The following is a 17,104-nucleotide window of genomic DNA, read 5'->3' on the forward strand; positions in this document are numbered from 1 at the left end:
CCACCGAACCCTGTGGGAGTCGTCTCCTCGCGCAGCGAGAGCCGACGAATGCAGTGTCGGAAGTTGCCACTTCGCACGAATCATCGCCCCTAGGCGGGCCCCCCGTGTCGCGTCGCGACGACGGCGCTCCCACAAGATCAGTGAGAGTTGAAAACGCGCCTGAAACGGCAAGACGTTGCCACCGAACCCTGTGGGAGTCGTCTCCTCGCGAAGCGAGAGCCGACGAATGCAGTGTCGGAAGTTGCCACTTCGCACGAATTATCGCCCCTAGGCGGGCCCCCCGTGTCGCTTCGCGACGACGGAGCTCCCACAAGATCAGTGAGAGGTCGAACCTCGCTGGACCTAGCAAGACGTTGTCACCGAACCCCGTGGGAGTCGTCTCCTCACGAAGCGAGAGCCGACGAATGCAGTGCTGGTAATAGCCCCATCTCAACGCCCTTCACGTCCAGGCGGCCCCGCCGTCTCGCTTCGCGACGACAGCGCTCCCATAAGCCTTGTGTGTCTTGCGTGTTGCTACGCAACGGCGGCACGTCCTCAAATCCCGTCCCGCGGTATAGTCCAATACCACTCCACCCAAACAGGGACCCGCGCCGTGGCCGACGTCGATGAAAACAAGGGCAGAGTGATCAACACGGCGTCCGCCGAGTACGTTCCCTACGACTTTGGCGGGCCAGTGTTGGACGGGGTCTTCCAGATGGACCTCAGCTACGACAGCGACACGGGCCACGGTGCCTACCTCGTGAAGATGGCGCCCGGCACCGTCACGACACCGCACGTGCACGCGGTGCGCGAAGAGTTCATGGTGCTCGAAGGCGACATCATCGAGTCCGACGGCACCGTGCTCGGTCCGGGCGACTACATCATCTACGAACCCGGCACCGAGCACTGCAGCCGCACCGAAACCGGCGCCGTGCTGATCGGCTTCGACTTCCAGTCACCGGCGCAGCTGACGGACGCAAAGGCCGGCTGAGCGCAGCCGCCAGCGCGGTGCCGCCTGACGCACAGCGGCGCGTAACTGCCCCGAGGAAGCCTGTTCCATGATCGACCCCTTGTCACTCGTCTCCATCGCCGCGACCTTCTTTGTCGTGGCGGTGTCGCCCGGTCCTGCCACGCTCTCGAACGCGGTGGTCGCGATGCAGTACGGCCGGCGTGCCGGGTTGCGCTACGGCGTGGGCCTCACCGCCGGTCTCGCGTTCTGGGGGGTGGTGGCGGCCAGTGGCATGGGCGTGGTGTTGCAGAGCTCGGTGGTGCTCCTGTCGGCGCTGAAGGTACTGGGCGGGCTCTATCTGCTCTGGCTCGCCTGGCGCTCGGCGTGGACTGCGTGGCAGCCGGACACCGAGCACACGCTTCGGCCGACGCGGCAGCGGTGGTTCGTGCAGGGGCTGGCGCTCAACCTGTCCAACCCCAAGGCCGTGCTGGCGTGGATGGCGGCGCTGTCGCTCGGCCTGGAGGCGGATGCGGGCCTCGGTGCACTTGCCGCTGCCACGGCGGCGTGCGTGGCGATGGGGTTGCTGGTCTACGTGTTGATTGCGCTGGTGTTCTCGGTCGGTGGCGTCATGCACGGGTACCGCCGCTTTCGGCGGTGGATCGAAGGCATCACCGCGGGCGCGTTCGCCGTCGCGGGTGTGGGTCTCATCCGGTCTTCGTTCGTCGAGGCTCGTTGAGCGCGATCGGTGTGATCGGGTCGCTTGCCTCTGTCAGAATGTCGGGTGTGCAACGAGGCGGACAGCAGGGAGCCACAGCATCGCCAGCGTGATCCTCATCACTGGGCCGACAGGCGCCGGCAAAACCACCCACGCCCTCGCCGTGGCCGGCGAACGCGGGGCCATCCGCTTCTCCATCGACCCGTGGATGCAAACGCTCTACGCCAAGGACATGACCGCCCTCGACTTCGACTGGATGATGGAGCGGGTGGAGCGCTGCTATGTGCAAATCTGGTCTGTCTGTGAACAGATTCTGGCGGTGGACGGGCACGTGGTGCTCGACCTCGGCTTCACCACGCGGCGGCAACGGCAGCGCTTTGTCGATCTCGCCGACGCTGCAGGCGTCACGGCAGAGCTCCATTACGTGACCGCACCGACCGACACCCGCAAGCAGCGGGTGCGACAGCGAAATGCCGAGAAAGACCCGAGGTTGTACGCGTTCGATGTGACCGACGACATGTTCGCGTTCATGGAACCGCGCTACGAGCCGCCGAGTGCCGAAGAGCTGGTCACGGGCCGCACCGTCGTTGGGTAGTGTGCGATTCTTAGCAAGGGTGGCACGAACTGCCATTCCCCCACAGGAGAACACCTTATGATCACCAGCCACATGTACGTACTCGCGGTGCAGAACCTGCACGACGCGGCGGCCTACTACCGCGACGTGCTCGGATTTACGGTGCGAGAGATCGGCGACGACGGGTGGCGGCTATTCGAACGCGACGGCTGCCGCATCATGGCAGGCCACTGTCCGGACGCGCTACCGGCGCGCGAACTGGGTGACCATTCCTACTTTGCCTACATCGTGGTAGACGACGTGGACGCCTACCACGAGGACATCAGGGCGCGGGGCGGCGAGCTGATCAAGGCGCTCAAGAGCGAGCCCTGGGGCATGCGGGAGTTCGGTGTGCGGACCAACGACGGCCACCGCATCATGTTCGGGCAGGACCTCGATGACTGAGTTCAGTGCTGGCCGATCGCAGCAGCCGAAGTCGGCATTGCGGCGGGCAGTACGTCAGGATGGACTTTGGTGTGTACTGCCATGAGTGTTGTCGTTAGACCAGAGCGTGAAACCGACAAGCGCGCGATTCGTGACGTGACGCGACTGGCATTCGAGGGCAAGTCTTACGCTGATGGCGATGAACACGATCTGATCGACAAGCTCAGGCAGCTCGGTGCATTGCGGGTCTCGCTGGTGGCGGTGGACGCCGATGAGCTCATCGGCCAGATCTCATTCTCGCCAGCGACGAACGCCGAAACCTCTGGCGACTGGTACACCTTGGGGCCACTCGCCGTAAGACCCGATCGGCAAGGACAGGGCGTGGGCGGTGAGTTGATCGAATCGGGTATCAGGGCCCTGATGGACGTCGGTGCAGCCGGATGTGTGTTGACGGGCGACCCGGGCTATTACGGCCGTCATGGCTTTTGCTTGTCACGGCCTCACTGCCCAGTCGGTGAGCCGGCCGACTACTTTATGCTGAGACAACTCGCTGATGTTGAACTCGCAGGCCGTTTTGCGTTTCACCCGGTATTCTACGGACGTGGTTGACGAGACCCGATGAGACCCAACGCCCTGGCGGTGTGGTTCGCCCAGGAGGCCGCGCGGTGACACCGCAAGGCATTGAGGGCTGTGTCTTTCATCAAACCCTCACGTTGCCGGAGGATATTCACGCACTGAAACACGCCTCCCTCGGCGAGGGCTATGGCATGGTCCGGACGCTGGTCGAGCGTTATCACACCGGCGAGAACACCTTCTCCCTGCCGGGCGAGGCCCTGTTCGTCGCGCGGCGCGAAGGCGCACTGGTCGGCATCGGCGGCCTCAACGTCGACCCGTATTTCAATGACCCTTTGCTCGGGCGGCTTCGGCACGTGTACGTACTGCCCGGCTCACGGCAGGGCGGTGTGGGGCGTGCGCTGGTAGCGCGCATCGAGCGTGCAGCTCAGGGACACTTCAGGAAAATACAGCTGCGGTCACCTGACGCGGAGGCGTCGGCGTTTTACCTGGCGCTCGGCTACCGGCCCGTGTCCGGCTCGCCGGTGGTGAGCCATGGCAAGGCGCTGACGGGGTAGCTAGGCACACTGACAAGCGGAGTCGGGGTGGACCCGAACCGGTGCCGTGCCGTATACCCTGTGTCCGAACCCCAGCGGAGTCGGTCATGTCGAAACACATCGTGACCAAGGCAGTCATCGACAACATGGACGGCCAGTCCAGGTCCTGTGTTCTGAACCCGAATGCCCAGCGCGTGAACGAGTCGCTCGGCGAACTCGCCAGCATCACGGGCTATGGGTTTCACATCAAAGGTGTGATGCCGTGGTGATTCGGTTGTGGCGCGCGGTGGCCGGCAGCGACGAGGTGCTCGAAACTTACGCTGAGCACCTGAAACGCACGACCTTTGTCGAGATGGCGGCGTTGCCGGGGCACCTCGGTGCGACGCTTGCGGTCAAGGTGAACGGTGAGGACAACGAACTGATCGTGTCGAGCTTCTGGCGGGACCTCGAGTCGGCGGGACACTTCGAGCAGGGCGCGTTTGACGACGCGGTCGTGAAGCCCAGCACGCAGACACTGCTGAAATCCTTCGACCTGAAAGTGTCCTACTTTGAAACCGTCGTCGCGACCGGCTTGCTCGACACGGGTGGTTGAGCCCGCCGGGTTCAGCGGTCGGGCGTTGCGTCGTCGTGCACGCCACCCGGGTTGCCCGGCGCGAAGCTCGCCTCGGCGGTGGGTTTGATGCTGGTGCGCGCGTTGACGACTTCGCGGTAGCCGATGTACACGCCGGACACCATGATCAGCGCCATGCCAAGCACGGTACTCCAGGTCGGCACTTCGCCGAACGCGAAAAACCCGAGGGTCGCGGCGAGCGGCAGGTAGACGTACTCGAACGGCGCGACGGCGCCGACGTCGGCAATCTGGTAGGCGCGCGAGAGCAGCGTCCAACCGACCATGCCAATCCCACCGAGCAGCAGTAGCCAGGGCACCAGGCTCAACGTGATCGCGTCCCAGTGCCAGCCGAGGTGGGCTTGCCCTGCGCCGATGTCGAAGAGCGTGTTCAGCAACCAACCGAGCGGCAGCACCAGCAGGCCGGCGAGGATGATGGTGTAGGCGCCCGCAACCAGTGAGGTGTCGCGGTCGCCGATCCGGCGCGCGAGCATCTGCGACACCGCGTAGGTGCACGCGCAGATCAGGGGCAGGACCGAGACCCACTGGAAGGAGTCCGCACCCGGTCGCATTGCGACCACCACCCCGATGAAGCCGAGCACCAGCGCACTGATCCGGTGGACGCCGATGCGCTCCTTCAGAAACACCGCCGCGCACAGCGCCGTGAGCAGGGGTGCGGCAAAGAAGATCGTCGTCACCGCGGCGAGGGTCATGAACGGGAAGGCGGCGTAGTAGAGCGAAAAACCGAACGCGAAGAGCAGGGCGCGCGTGAGATGCAGCGGCCAGAGCGGCGTCAACAGCCGGTGCGGTGGCCCGAGGGTGAGGATCAGCGGGACCATCACCAGCGCGCAGATCACCGCGCGCACGAACAACAGCGGCCAGATCGGGATGTCGCCGAGCAACGACTTCATCAGCGCGTCCTGGCCGACGAAAAAGAGCATGCCGAGCACGATGGCGGCAATGCCTTGCGGTGTGCGACTGGCGGGCGCCTGGGCTGCGGTGTCGACGGTGTTCAATGCCGATCCCCCGGTTGCGGTCCGGTGGCCTGCGCCATCGGACACGGAGTCTCGTTGTACGCCATTGCCGCGCGCCGACACAGCCTGAATTGCGACACGGCAGGTCGCATCAATGCCCGTGTGGTCGTTGTGTGGTTTCCGGTGCGGCGGTCCGCGCACGTTGTGTGTGCCATAGTGAGGCGATGAGCCCCGATGACACTGCGCCCCCGTTGTGTGCCGCGCCCCGTGCCGACGTCGCCGCGCCCGAGCTGGTGCTGCCGGCCAACGCCTGCGACTGCCACTTCCACGTCTTCGACGCGCCCTCGCCGCAGGTGATGCCGCGCACCTACACCGCGCCGCCGGCGCCGCTGGCGCAGTTGAAGCGGGTGCACGCGACGCTCGGCATCGGCCGGTCGGTGGTGGTGCAACCGAGCGTATACGGGACAGACAACCGCACGACCCTCTCGGCCATCGAATCCACGGCAACCATGAAGGCGGTGGTCGTCGTCGACAACGGTGTATCGATCGCCGAACTTCGCGCGCTGTCCGAGGCCGGGGCGGTGGGGTGCCGGGTGAACCAGCTGTTTCAGAGCAACGCAGCGGCGGGGGACCTCAAAACCTTCGCCCGCACGCTCGCCGAGGTGAACTGGCACCTGCAGATGCTCACCGACGTGACGGCCATCGACGACCTCGCATCGCTCGTGCGCGCGCTGCCCGTGCCGCTGGTGTTCGATCACCTCGGCCACATGCGGGCGAAGCAGGGCGTCGACCACCCCGGTTTCCAGCAGCTGCTGCGCGTGCTCGGTGACGGGCAGGTGTGGGTAAAGCTCTCGGGTCCGTACCGGGTGAGTGATGGCACGACGCCGGACTACGCCGACGTCGAGCCGCTGGTCGACGCGCTGGTGCGGACCAACCCGGAACGCCTCGTGTGGGGCAGCGACTGGCCGCACCCGCACGTGCCGCACGCCATGCCCGACGACACGCAGCTGGTGAACCTGCTGTCGCGGTGGCTGCCGGACGCCGCCACCCGGCACCGTGTGCTGGTCGACAACCCCGCCACGCTGTACGGGTTCTGACCCATCAGTGCCAACCTGGAGGTGTTCTCGTGACCGACGCTGCCACCCAACACGCCCGTGCGGTGATGGACGCGCACATCGCCGCGCTGAACGCGCGCGACGCCACCGCGCTGGCCGCGACGCTGCACTTCCCGCACCACCGCCTGAGCGGCACAGCCTGGAAAACCTGGGAGACACCCGAACACTACTTCGCCGACTTTCTCGCGCGCGCGGGCGCCGATTGGGCGCGCTCCGAGGTGGGCGATATTGCGGTGGTGGGGGCGTCCGAGGCCAAGGTGCACCTGGACGTCGAGATCCGGCGCTTCGATGGCGACGATGCGCTCATGACGGCCTTTCGGTCGCTTTGGGTCATCGTCGACATCGACGGGGTCTGGGCGGCGAAAGTGCGGTCGTCCTTCGCGTCGCGCTGAGCGTGGTGGCCCACGGTGTTCGCTGAACACGTTCAGGGGGTGTCCGTTGCTGTGCGGCTTCGCTGTGGCTTTGCCATCGAATACGCGACGCTGCCACACAGGGTCCGTGAGTGGTGATAGGTGATTCGTCACACGGCAGGCTGCAACGGCGGTCCCTGCCGGGCATCCACCCACTTCGGTGCGGTGCGCACCCCGTCGATACGATGTCCACAGCGTCTCATGTCCCACCGTAGCGTGCCCACGTTCCAGATTGACGCGTTGACTGGTTGACGATTATGGACAATCAACCAATACTGGTTCCATGCTTGATAATTAGACCGTATTGAACGGTGTATCTTACCGAGGGCAGATCGGCGTTTTCTGAGTCACTGAGCAGCGCCGTGGAAGTCGTATGTGAGGCTTATCCCGTGAAAATGACTTCCCGAATGATCTGCCAGCGACCGTCCTCGAACACAAAGTCGATACTCAAAGTGATCAGGCTGACCTCGTCGCCGGTCAGGTTGACACGGCGGCTGATGAGCACGTGACCGCGGCCTGCTGTCGCGTCGACCGTGTGGTATTTTGCCCATGAATCTGGCGGACCATTGGTCTCCAGGGTCTTCTGCATTTGTGTGATGAATCCGGGCTTGTCAAAAGTGTGCAAGCTGTTGTCCGGCGCGAGCATGTGCACTGTCATGTCTCGATGGTAGAGCGACTCAAGTATCTCGAGGTGTGAGTTGGCCGCAGAGTGAATCAGTTCATCCAGTGCCGATTTGATGTCGCGCGCCTGGGCAGAATCAGTGGTCATGCGCGTGTCCTGCTGTAGCTGTATCGGAAAGAGATGGGCCAGCGCGGCCCGCATGAGGAGTCAGCCCGATTCACTCGGCGGCTGGTTGGTGCTGGTGCCACATGTCGGTGACCACCTGCCAGTTGTCGCCATTGGGCTCAAGCACGAAGAGGTAGGTTCCCGTGGCGTCAAGATTGGCTGCCTCCAATTTGGCTTCCACTGATCCGATCATCACAGCCAGGCTCGCATCACCTGCAACAAACAGTGTGTCGACTGTGTGAGTGACTTTGCCTCGGTTGGCTGTCACGAACTCGAATAGCTGGCGGGGTGCGTCCAGTCCTTGCACTGCGGGTTTGCCTTGTTCGATCCACAACGTGTCGTCGGCGTAGAGATCGAGGACGGCTTGGACGTCGCCCTCTGCGATGGCGCTGTTGAATCGGTCATTCAGCGCGTGGAGGCTCTCGGTCGGGCCTGTGAGTGATGTCGCTGCCAGTGCAGTGATTGCACTGGTTGTGAGTGCGGCGAGCAGAAGTGATGTGCGCATCAGCGTGGCTCCTTGTTGTGGGACGTGTGGGTTGACTGTCAGGCGTGGGAGCCGTTGATCGGGAAAGCGGCAGTTTGGCTTCGAAGCCAAGCCATGCCGTTGGCGACCTTGGCCAAGGACGGTCGCGAAAAGGGCAGGTTGGAGATGTCGACGAGTTGTATCCGTGCCTGGTCGTCCACAGTGAACAGCCCAGGTTCGGCAAACGGCCGCGCAACGTCGACGCCGCTTTGCGGGCCGGAGATGTACAAACCCAATTTCTGCATTTGTGCTTCGCTGAGGTCATAGGCAACCGGGAAATGGGTTTCGATGTTGGCGAGATGCGCGGTGGCGCGTTCCTCACTGTCTGCAGACACGGCGATGACATCGATACCGATGTCGCTCAATTGGGCTCGCGTGGCTTCCAGCTCCACGAGATACTGCGTGCACAGCGGGCAGTGTTTGCCGCGATAGATCACGATCAATCGCCAATCGTGTTCGCCTGTTGGCTTGGTGATGTCAGCGACACCGCCACCGATCAACGGCAGGTGTAATGCGGGCAGTGTCTGGCCCGGTTTGGGTGCCAGAATGGTGGTGTCTGGTGCAGTCATCTGGGCTGCCTAATTGAATATGTATCGTTCGATATATATATTCGGAGTAAGCGCCTGGGGTGTCAAGAGAAAAATAATGAACGATACAAATAAAATGGGGAGGCCGCGCACCTTCGACCTTGATGACGCGCTGCTGGCGGCAATGAATACCTTTTGGATCAAGGGCTTCCATGGGACCTCAATGAAAGACCTCACGCGTGCCATGGGCATCAGCGGCCCGAGCTTGTACGCGGCATTCGGGGACAAACGCGCGCTCTACCTTAAAACGATTGACCGCTACGCTGACGTAGACGGCTGCGCGCCTATCGTTGCCTTTGAAACCGAGCCGGACATCAGCAAAGCCGTTACCGGTTTTCTCATGGCGGTGATTCACGCGTCAACCGATCACGGTGATGGCCCGCGTGGTTGTTTCCTCGCCTCGTGCGTGGCGACCAATGTCGGCGATGTGGAGGGCGTTCAGGAACGCATGACCCAGGCGATAGACAGCACCGATAAGCGGCTCGCGGCGCGATTCGAACTCGAAAAAGAGCGCGGCAACTTGCCTCCTGAGTTTCCGTCGCTAGAACGCGCCCGCTTGTTGCACGACATGCGCCAAGGCTATGTGCATCGAGGCCGAGCGGGCTGGACCGAAACGTCGCTTCAGCAGGACATCACGCACCGCGCTGCGATGGTGCTGCAGCTTTGATTCGTCTCGCAACTGACGCAATCGTCGGGTGACGTCAGCGTGTGCAGAGCGCGCGTGATACAAAGAGACCTACTCGGTGTGACCGGCCAGGCGCAGCCGGCGAGGTGCGCTTGTCCTTTGCCGTGCGCTCTGCGTAATCGCGCAGAGAGCAGCCTACTGCGTTCCGAGTGAGTGTCGGTGAAGCGCAGCCGCGCCATGGCAAGTGCCATCGAACACATGACGCTGGCCACAGGACAGTGAACGGTGATTGGCAGTCCGTCACACTGAGACTGCAACACAGGATTGCAGCAATTGGAGGGTGATCGGAAGTCTCCTCAATCGGTACACGCCAACCACGACGTGATCTCATCTGTGTGCTCACCCCGCATCGGCGCCGCGCGCGACGGGTGATAGGCTGCGACACCGCCGAGGCGGAACGGCAGCGTCGGCACGTCCACGCCGGCGTCGGTCGTCTGCACGAAGCCGCGTTGCTGCACCTGCTCCGAGGCGAGCGCCTCCGGCAGGCTTCTCAGGCGCGCCGAGGGCACGCCACACGATTGCAAGTGTGGCTCCCACTCGGTGGCGCTCTTGCGCGCGAGCTCGGCTTCGATCTCGGCAGCGAAGTCGGCGGCGTGGCGGTCCCGCTCGCTGCGCTCGGCAAAGCGGGCGTCGCTGAGCCAGTCCTCCCGGTCGAGTGCGCGCGCGAGGTTCTTAAAGTGCGACTCTTCGTTGACGCCGAGGGCGATGATGCCGTCCCGGCAGGGGAAGCTGCCCGCGCCGGGTGAGCGGCTGTTGGCGAGGTTGCCGCGGCGTTGCGGTGCGTTGCCGGTCTTGAGGTAGTCGGTGACGGTGGAGCTCATCAGCGACAACCCGGTCTCGAGCATCGAGACGTCGATGAAGCTGCCCTTGCCGGTCGTCGCGCGCGCGAAGAGCGCCGCCGACACCGCAAAACCCGCAGCCATACCGGTTGCGTAGTCGAGCACGGGCGCGCCGGTGCGCATCGGCCCGCTCTCGGCGGTGCCGGTGCAGTCCATCAAGCCGCACGACGCCTGGATGTTGACGTCGTACGCCGTGGCGTTGGCTTGCGGCCCGCCGCGGCCGTAGCCGGTCATCGCGCAGTGAATGAGGTGCGGGTGGCGTTCGGCCAGTGTGGCCTCGTCGAGCTGCAGGCGCGCGAGTGTGCTCGGCACGTGGTTTTCAACCAGCACGTCGGCGCGGGCGAGCAGCGCGTGGAAGTGCGCGATGCCGTCCGGCGTATCGAGGTCGAGCGCGAGAGAGCGTTTGCCGGCACCCTGCGTGAGGTAGGCGGTGCTCATGCCCGCCGCCGACCCGGCGCGGTCGGTGCCGCCGCGGTGGCGGATCGCGTCGCCCTTCTCGACCGACTCGACCTTGATCACCTCGGCGCCCAGCAGACCGAGGTAGTAGGCGCACGCGGGCCCGGCCAGCACGTGGGTGAAGTCCACCACCAACAGGCCCTCAAAGGGGTGGGTTTGCGACATCCTGACCTCGCGGGGTGCGGAACTGTGACCGGGTGCAGATTCCGGAGTCGAATCGTTGCAATTCCGACCTATTCTGCATGGCGCAAGCACAATATCCGGTTTACACTCGGCCGTTCAAGAACGCGACTCGCGCGCGTCTGAAGCACACCATCTGGAGTACACAATGCACTTTGCAAAGAAAGTTGTCACCGGCGTGGCAGCCGCGACGGCCATGCTGGCCAGCGCCACCGCCATGGCGGATTACCCCGCAAAACCCATCAAGATCATGGTCGGCTTCTCGGCCGGTGGTGGCACTGACACCACGGCGCGTGGTTTCGCGTCCTACATGCACGAAGCGCCGTCCATGAACGGCATGCCCGCGTTCATCGTGAACCTGCCGGGTGCCTCTGGCCAGAAAGCCGCCAAGGCCGTGCTGGACGAAGACGCTGACGGCTACACGCTGTACATGATCAACATCGGCACCTTCATCGCCGGTGAGCTGGCGAAGGGCGACGACCGTCCGTACCACATCCCCGAAGCCTTCGTGAACCTCGGCTGCGCCTCGCAGCTGGTGACGTCTCTGCAGGTGCACACCTCCAACGGCGCCACCAATGTCGAAGAGTTCGTTGCCAACGCCAAGGCGTCCGGCAAGGAAATCACCTGGGGCACCTCTGGCGCGGCCACCATGCACGCGACCATCGGTCACATCTTCTTCGACACCCACGGCATCCCGCACAAGAAAGTGCCCTTCAAAGGCGGGTCAAAGGCACGCGCAGCCCTTGTGTCACAGTCGGTTGAAGCGGTCTTCGGTGGCGTGAACACCGTGGTCGGATTCGAAGACGACATCCGCGCACTTGCCTCTGCTGGCGCCGAGCGTGACCCGATGGCCCCCGACCTCATGACCTTCAAGGAGCAGGGCACCGAGGGCATCGACTTCACCGGTCTGATGTGCCTGTTCGGACCGGCGGGCATCCCTGAGGAGGTGCAGACCGACGTTGGCGCAGCCATCGCGCACATCGCCGACCTCAAGGGCTACAAGCGCTACATGGGCAAGAACGACCTCGCGTCTTTCTACACCGATGCGGCTGCGGCCACGGCAGCACAGGACACCATGTTCGACGTCATGGGTCCGGTGGTGGCTGAAATCATCGCCAACCAGTAAGGTTGCGCTCAGCGCACCGCGCTGAACCAGAGGCAAGCCCTTCGGGCTTGCCTCTTTTCGTTGGCCCGGCACCGAAACACGGCGCCCGGCCACCGAGCCCTCGACCCGGCCACGCGCCGCCGTCGGCTGCGACCTGATCCGGTCGTTGGCTGACAGACAGACCACAGGAACCGCACATGGGCACGACCGAGTACAAGACCAAACTGGAGTACGGCGTCGGCGCCGTGGTCATCGCAATCGGCGTCTTCTTCATCTTCCAGGCCTTCACCATCGAGACGTCCCGCGAGTCGGTCGGGCCGCGTACGCTGCCGATGATTCTCGCCGTGTCGCTGGTGCTCGGCGGCTTGTGGTTGGGCCTGCGGGCCTTTCTCGGCAAGGCGGGTGAGATCAAGGACGGGTACGGCTTCCTCGAGAGCGACGTCAAACGGATCTTTCTCGTGGTCGCGTGCGGCGCGCTGTTCGTCGCCGCGTTCTGGGCCTTCGGCTACTTTGTCGCCCTGGTCGTCACGCTGATCTCGATGCTGCTGACCTTCGGCGTGCGCAACTGGCTGGTGATGCTCATCGGCGCGTTGGTCACGGCCTTCATCTTTCAGTGGGTGTTCATGGGCGTGATGCTGCTGAACGACCCCGCGGGTGCGGTCGTCGACATGCGCCCGTACACCAATTGGATTACAGGAGCGGAATAGGTGCAAAACCAGTGTGCGGGCCTGGAAGAGGCCTTCGAGTCGCTCGGATTCCTCTCCATCTTTTTCGACATCTCCTGCGGATTTGTCATCCTGTTCAACGACCCCTTCGCGATCATGTTCGTGGTGCTGGCGGCCTTCGTCGGCATTGTGTTCGGCGCGCTGCCCGGGCTGACCGCGGCCGCGGCCATTGCGATGATGCTGCCGATCCTCATCGCGTACAACGACGAGATCGGTGGCCTCGCGGGGCTCGCGTTTCTCTACGTGATCGGCAAGTCGGGGCGCTACGGCGGGTCCATAGCTGCCATCTTGTTCAACACGCCCGGCACGGCCGCATCGGCTGCGACCATGCAGGACGGCTACCCGATGACGCAGAGCGGCAAGGCCGGCAAGGCGCTGAAAACCGCCACCGTGGCCTCGGTCTACGGCGACTACTTCGGCGAGATCGTGCTGATCTTCGGCGCTGTCTGGATCGCCGCGTTCACGCGCCAGTTCGGGCCGCCTGAGAACTTCGCGATCTACCTGATGGCTTTTGTCGTCATCGGCTCGGTGGTCAGCGACAGCATCATCAAGGGCATAATCTCCACGCTCTTTGGCGCCGTGATCGGCCTGATCGGCGAGGACATCATCACCGGGCAGTTCAAGATGACCATGGGCATCGACGAGCTCGAGTCCGGCATGGCCCTCGTGCCGCTCCTGATCGGCGTGTTCGTCATCTCCGAGGTCATTATTCAGGCCGAGAAAGCCGCCAAGGTGAAGATGACCGAGATGGCGCGCGACAAGATGGACGACCCAACCGCGCACTACTTCACCTGGGGCGAGTTCAAGCGCTGTATCCCGCTGATGTTCCGCTCGTCGATCTACGGTTCGCTGATCGGCATGATGCCGGGGCTCGGGTCGTCGGTGGCCTGCTTCGTCGCCTACGGTGAGGAGAAGCGCAAATCCAAGAAGAAGGACGAGTGGGGCACCGGCATCGTCGAGGGCATCGCCGCGCCCGAATCGGCCAACAACGCCGTCTCCGGCCCGTCGATGATTCCGCTGCTGACGCTCGGTATCCCGGGCTCGACCATCGCCGCGGTGCTGATCGGCATGTTCCTCGTGAACGGCCTGCAGCCCGGGCCGACCATCTTCGCGTCCGAGCCACCGCTCTTCATGGGCGGCCAGCTGATCAGCCCGCGTGAATTCATTTTCGGCATCTTCGCGGCCGGCCTCATCGGCATCGCGTGTTACGCGCTGATCGGCTACTTCGCGGCGCCGTTCATCGGCCGTGCGATAGCACTGCTGCCGACGCAGTACCTCTACCCGTTCATCTTCATGACCGCGCTCGCGGCGAGCTACTCCTCGCGCGCGTCGATCTGGGACGTGGGCTTTGCGCTGCTGTTCGGGGTGATCGGCTACGCGATGCGGCGCACGAACTTCTCGGCGGCGGCGTTCATCATCGCCTTCGTGTTGACCTCCAGCATGGAAGAGGCGTTTCGCCAGTCGATGATCATCTCGGACAAGGGCTTTCTGGTGTTCACCAGCTTCGAGTACCAGGGCAAGTTCTCCTACGCGCCGATCTTCCTGATGATCGGCGCCGCGGTGGTGTTGTTCCGCGCCTGGACGAGTTACCGCGCCCGGAAGACCGACGCGACGTAGCACGGGTTGCGGGCGCGACGTGAGGCGGTACGGGCAAAGACATCGCAGCGGCTTGAAGTCCCGCCGGTCCGAGCGTCGGTTGGGCGGTGCCCGGACGTTGCGCGTGTGGGCCGACATGCGCTCCTCACCATGAGCGCGTTGGACCGCCGCTTCCTGCCGATCTTCGCGTTTGGCCTGATCGGCGGCATCGCGGCCTACGCGATCGGGCTGCCGATGCCCTTTATGCTCGGCGGCATCGCGGGCGCTGCGAGCTTCGTGCTCTGGTACGAGCGCGACGACAAACGGCTGCCCAAGCTTTCGCGCTGGGTACGCCTGGTGTTCATGTCGATCATCGGGTCGATGATCGGGACGCGCTTCACGCCCGAGCTCTTGACGCTGGTGCCGCACTTCTGGGTGTCGGGGCTCGCGTTGGTGCCGTTCATCCTCATGGCCCACGGCGGCAGCTACGCGATCATGCGGGGCCTGGGCGGGTACGAGAAACTCGATGCCTACTTCGCCGCCTTGCCGGGTGGCATCATCGACTCGGCCGCGCTGGCCGAGGAGGCGGGCGCCGACCTGCGCGTGGTGACCTCCCAGCACTTCATCCGCATCATTTTGGTGGTGGTGTCGGTGCCGCTGCTCTTCCTCTTTATCGAGGGCGAGGCGGTGGGTTCGCTCGCGGGTGAGACGCTCGCCACAAGTGACTACGACGCGACCGACGTCGCGGTGATCGTTGGCATCGCCATGGTTGGTCTGATGATCGGACAACAGACCAAGCTGCCGGTGTCGCACATGCTCGGGCCCTTGCTGCTGGCCTTGCTGTTGTCGGTGGGCGGGTTCATCGACGTCAATATTCCTCCCTGGCTCGGGCACGCAGCACAATACATGGTTGGCACCGCACTCGGCGCGCAATTCTCCGGCATCTCGCGGCGGCAGCTTGCGCGCGGCCTGCGCATGGGCCTCTTGAGCGGTGTGTACATGCTGGTGTTGGCCGGGAGCTTCGCTTATGTCCTCGCGGCCAACGTGCCGGCGGACTTCGGCGCGATGTTCATCAGCTTTGCCGCCGGTGGCCTGGCCGAGATGAGCCTGATCGCGCTGTCGCTGAACTTCAACCCGATCGTGGTGGCCTTGCACCACCTCGTGCGCATTCTGCTGACGGTCTACATCGGGCGGTTTCTGTCGATTCGGGTGTTCAAGCTGGTGCCGCGGCGCTAGATACCGCCGTCACGAGCCGGATAATCGGCTGTAAACGGTGCGGGCGTCGTACGGCTTTGCCGTGTTTCCGCTGCTGGCCTGTACCACTACATACACTGCACTTCGGTTCTCGCAAATCGTTCCAGGCCGGCGGTGTTTTCGCTCGATTCTTCATCTCATGACGACAGTATCCGGGGGCCTGCGGTCGGCTGGGGTTGTGGCCGGTTGAATCGGGCTTGCCGTCGCGCTCGCGGCCTCACGCTCTTGTAGAATGCGCATCTGGTGTTCAACGCGCACAGACACAGGACCCACCCATGGCAACCGAACTCACCCTGCCCACGGAGAAAATCCAGGCGCGCGTCGACGGCGCGGCGGGCCACATCGTGTTCAACAACCCCGAGCGCTACAACGCGGTGTCGCTCGAGATGTGGGACGCGGTGGACGTCGCGCTCAACGCGTTCCGCGAGGACGACCAGGTGCGGGTGGTGATCCTCTCGGGCGCGGGTGGCAAGGCCTTCGTCTCGGGCGCGGACATCTCGAAATTCGAGAAAGAGCGTGGCTCGAAAGAGGCGACAGAGCACTACAACGCGCGGCTCAAGGTGGTGTACGACACCATCGAACACTTCCCGAAGCCGACCATCGCGATGATCGACGGCCACTGCATCGGCGGCGGTCTGAATCTCGCCACCTGCACCGATTTCCGTGTCGCTTCGACGAAATCACGGTTCTCGATGCCAGCCGCCAAGCTCGCGCTCGGCTACCCCTTTGACGCCATCCGGCGCCTGATCAACGCGGTGGGGTCGGCGAATGCCAAGAAGCTCATGTTCACCGCGAAGAGCATCGACACCGACACGGCTGTGCAGATGGGCCTGGTGCAGGAGTTGGTTGGGGAAGACGAGCTCGTCGAGCGGGTGGCCGAACTCGCCAACACCATCGCCGGCAACGCGCCGCTGACCATCCAGGCGATGAAATACATCGCGACCCAGGTCATGCTGCCCGACCCAAACGCGCGCGACCTGGCCCGCTGCGATGCCATGGTCGCCGCCTGCTTCGCCTCCGAAGACTACAAAGAGGGCCGCCGCGCCTTCATGGAAAAACGCAAGCCCGAATTCCAAGGTAAGTAGCGCAGCGTCGGTTTCAATGCACCACGCCCTTGTGGGAGCGCGGTCCTCGCGCAGCGAGACCGGGCGAAACGATCCAACGGCGGCGCACGTATCCAGCATCATTCGCGCGGCGTCTTCGCAGACGGCCACGCTCCCACAAGATCGAAGCAAGACTCAGCTCCCCGTGGGAGCGCGGTCCTCGCGAAGCGAGACCGGGCGAAGCGATCCAACGGCGGCGTACAGATCCAACCCCATTCGCGCGGCGACCCTGCGGGACGGCCAAGCTCCCACAAGATCGAGGAAAGACTCAGCTCCCCGTGGGAGCGCGGCCTACTACATCAAGAGGCAAACAAGTATGATGAAATGGCAGCAAGGCGAGGCGGGAAAATATGTTCCACATGTCACAAGCCTGGGCATCACAAAGGGAAATGTAAAAACCAACCTTGTCCTGGAGTCTCGAGCTGTAATC

Annotated in this window: 21 protein-coding genes; 16 read left to right on the forward strand and 5 right to left on the reverse strand. The window is 63.9% G+C overall.

Going from position 1 to position 17,104, the window contains the following annotated elements:
- Nucleotides 1-592 precede the first annotated feature (592 nt).
- From AAGA11_20035 to AAGA11_20070, 8 genes are all read left to right on the forward strand, one after another.
- Nucleotides 593-970 (forward strand): cupin domain-containing protein, encoded by a 378-nt coding sequence (locus tag AAGA11_20035; GenBank protein MEM9605163.1) that lies wholly within the window; start codon nucleotides 593-595, stop codon nucleotides 968-970.
- Between the two features lie 67 nt (nucleotides 971-1,037).
- Nucleotides 1,038-1,664 carry a LysE family transporter gene (locus tag AAGA11_20040; protein ID MEM9605164.1) on the forward strand — a complete coding sequence of 209 codons (627 nt, stop codon included), beginning with the start codon at nucleotides 1,038-1,040 and terminating at the stop codon, nucleotides 1,662-1,664.
- Between the two features lie 88 nt (nucleotides 1,665-1,752).
- The gene (locus AAGA11_20045) at nucleotides 1,753-2,238 is read left to right on the forward strand and encodes an ATP-binding protein (GenBank protein ID MEM9605165.1); all 486 of its coding nucleotides are present in this window, start codon (nucleotides 1,753-1,755) and stop codon (nucleotides 2,236-2,238) included.
- Between the two features lie 57 nt (nucleotides 2,239-2,295).
- Entirely contained in the window at nucleotides 2,296-2,661 is a 366-nt protein-coding gene (locus AAGA11_20050; GenBank protein MEM9605166.1) for a VOC family protein, read from the forward strand.
- Nucleotides 2,662-2,742: 81 nt separating this feature from the next.
- A complete protein-coding gene (locus AAGA11_20055; GenBank protein ID MEM9605167.1) occupies nucleotides 2,743-3,249 on the forward strand; it encodes an N-acetyltransferase in 507 nt (168 codons plus the stop codon).
- A 56-nt stretch (nucleotides 3,250-3,305) separates the two neighbouring features.
- On the forward strand, nucleotides 3,306-3,770 hold the full coding sequence (locus AAGA11_20060) for a GNAT family N-acetyltransferase (protein MEM9605168.1): 465 nt from the start codon (nucleotides 3,306-3,308) through the stop codon (nucleotides 3,768-3,770).
- 86 nt (nucleotides 3,771-3,856) lie between these two features.
- The gene (locus tag AAGA11_20065; GenBank protein MEM9605169.1) at nucleotides 3,857-4,018 is read left to right on the forward strand and encodes a hypothetical protein; all 162 of its coding nucleotides are present in this window, start codon (nucleotides 3,857-3,859) and stop codon (nucleotides 4,016-4,018) included.
- Nucleotides 4,012-4,341: a hypothetical protein gene (locus tag AAGA11_20070; protein ID MEM9605170.1), complete on the forward strand. Its 330-nt coding sequence runs from the start codon at nucleotides 4,012-4,014 to the stop codon at nucleotides 4,339-4,341. Before AAGA11_20065 ends, AAGA11_20070 begins: the two co-directional genes overlap by 7 nt.
- A gap of 11 nt (nucleotides 4,342-4,352) precedes the next feature.
- Here AAGA11_20070 and AAGA11_20075 read toward each other — a convergent pair whose 3' ends face one another.
- Complete coding sequence (locus AAGA11_20075) at nucleotides 4,353-5,372, reverse strand: DMT family transporter (protein MEM9605171.1); 1,020 nt, start codon at nucleotides 5,370-5,372, stop codon at nucleotides 4,353-4,355.
- A gap of 182 nt (nucleotides 5,373-5,554) precedes the next feature.
- Here AAGA11_20075 and AAGA11_20080 point away from each other — a divergent pair, with 182 nt between their 5' ends.
- Together AAGA11_20080 and AAGA11_20085 are read left to right on the forward strand one after the other, a co-directional pair.
- Nucleotides 5,555-6,427 carry an amidohydrolase family protein gene (locus tag AAGA11_20080; protein ID MEM9605172.1) on the forward strand — a complete coding sequence of 291 codons (873 nt, stop codon included), beginning with the start codon at nucleotides 5,555-5,557 and terminating at the stop codon, nucleotides 6,425-6,427.
- A 29-nt stretch (nucleotides 6,428-6,456) separates the two neighbouring features.
- Nucleotides 6,457-6,837: a hypothetical protein gene (locus tag AAGA11_20085; protein ID MEM9605173.1), complete on the forward strand. Its 381-nt coding sequence runs from the start codon at nucleotides 6,457-6,459 to the stop codon at nucleotides 6,835-6,837.
- Between the two features lie 400 nt (nucleotides 6,838-7,237).
- On the opposite strand, the gene AAGA11_20090 is transcribed toward AAGA11_20085, so the two are convergent.
- Genes AAGA11_20090 through AAGA11_20100 form a run of 3 tightly spaced genes read right to left on the reverse strand, consistent with a single transcriptional unit; the run spans nucleotide 7,238 to nucleotide 8,734 of the window.
- Nucleotides 7,238-7,678: a hypothetical protein gene (locus AAGA11_20090; GenBank protein MEM9605174.1), complete on the reverse strand. Its 441-nt coding sequence runs from the start codon at nucleotides 7,676-7,678 to the stop codon at nucleotides 7,238-7,240.
- 16 nt (nucleotides 7,679-7,694) lie between these two features.
- Complete coding sequence (locus AAGA11_20095; GenBank protein ID MEM9605175.1) at nucleotides 7,695-8,147, reverse strand: nuclear transport factor 2 family protein; 453 nt, start codon at nucleotides 8,145-8,147, stop codon at nucleotides 7,695-7,697.
- A gap of 38 nt (nucleotides 8,148-8,185) precedes the next feature.
- Entirely contained in the window at nucleotides 8,186-8,734 is a 549-nt protein-coding gene (locus AAGA11_20100) for a redoxin domain-containing protein (GenBank protein ID MEM9605176.1), read from the reverse strand.
- A 76-nt stretch (nucleotides 8,735-8,810) separates the two neighbouring features.
- Between AAGA11_20100 and AAGA11_20105 the strand changes: the two genes are divergently transcribed.
- Nucleotides 8,811-9,419 carry a TetR/AcrR family transcriptional regulator gene (locus AAGA11_20105; protein ID MEM9605177.1) on the forward strand — a complete coding sequence of 203 codons (609 nt, stop codon included), beginning with the start codon at nucleotides 8,811-8,813 and terminating at the stop codon, nucleotides 9,417-9,419.
- A 314-nt stretch (nucleotides 9,420-9,733) separates the two neighbouring features.
- On the opposite strand, the gene AAGA11_20110 is transcribed toward AAGA11_20105, so the two are convergent.
- Nucleotides 9,734-10,897 (reverse strand): CoA transferase, encoded by a 1,164-nt coding sequence (locus AAGA11_20110; protein ID MEM9605178.1) that lies wholly within the window; start codon nucleotides 10,895-10,897, stop codon nucleotides 9,734-9,736.
- Nucleotides 10,898-11,060: 163 nt separating this feature from the next.
- On the opposite strand from AAGA11_20110, the gene AAGA11_20115 reads away from it, so the two are divergent.
- The 5 genes from AAGA11_20115 to AAGA11_20135 all read left to right on the forward strand — a co-directional run bounded on the left by AAGA11_20115 (nucleotide 11,061) and on the right by AAGA11_20135 (nucleotide 16,656).
- A complete protein-coding gene (locus AAGA11_20115) occupies nucleotides 11,061-12,038 on the forward strand; it encodes a tripartite tricarboxylate transporter substrate binding protein (GenBank protein MEM9605179.1) in 978 nt (325 codons plus the stop codon).
- Nucleotides 12,039-12,214: 176 nt separating this feature from the next.
- Nucleotides 12,215-12,724 carry a tripartite tricarboxylate transporter TctB family protein gene (locus AAGA11_20120; protein ID MEM9605180.1) on the forward strand — a complete coding sequence of 170 codons (510 nt, stop codon included), beginning with the start codon at nucleotides 12,215-12,217 and terminating at the stop codon, nucleotides 12,722-12,724.
- Nucleotides 12,725-14,359: a tripartite tricarboxylate transporter permease gene (locus AAGA11_20125; protein ID MEM9605181.1), complete on the forward strand. Its 1,635-nt coding sequence runs from the start codon at nucleotides 12,725-12,727 to the stop codon at nucleotides 14,357-14,359.
- 129 nt (nucleotides 14,360-14,488) lie between these two features.
- A complete protein-coding gene (locus AAGA11_20130) occupies nucleotides 14,489-15,553 on the forward strand; it encodes an AbrB family transcriptional regulator (protein MEM9605182.1) in 1,065 nt (354 codons plus the stop codon).
- Between the two features lie 293 nt (nucleotides 15,554-15,846).
- Nucleotides 15,847-16,656, forward strand: coding sequence for an enoyl-CoA hydratase (locus AAGA11_20135; GenBank protein MEM9605183.1), 810 nt, complete (start codon nucleotides 15,847-15,849; stop codon nucleotides 16,654-16,656).
- Nucleotides 16,657-17,104: the final 448 nt, after the last annotated feature.

It is taken from the genome of Pseudomonadota bacterium, from assembly GCA_039196715.1.
Taxonomy (GTDB): domain Bacteria; phylum Pseudomonadota; class Gammaproteobacteria; order CALCKW01; family CALCKW01; genus CALCKW01.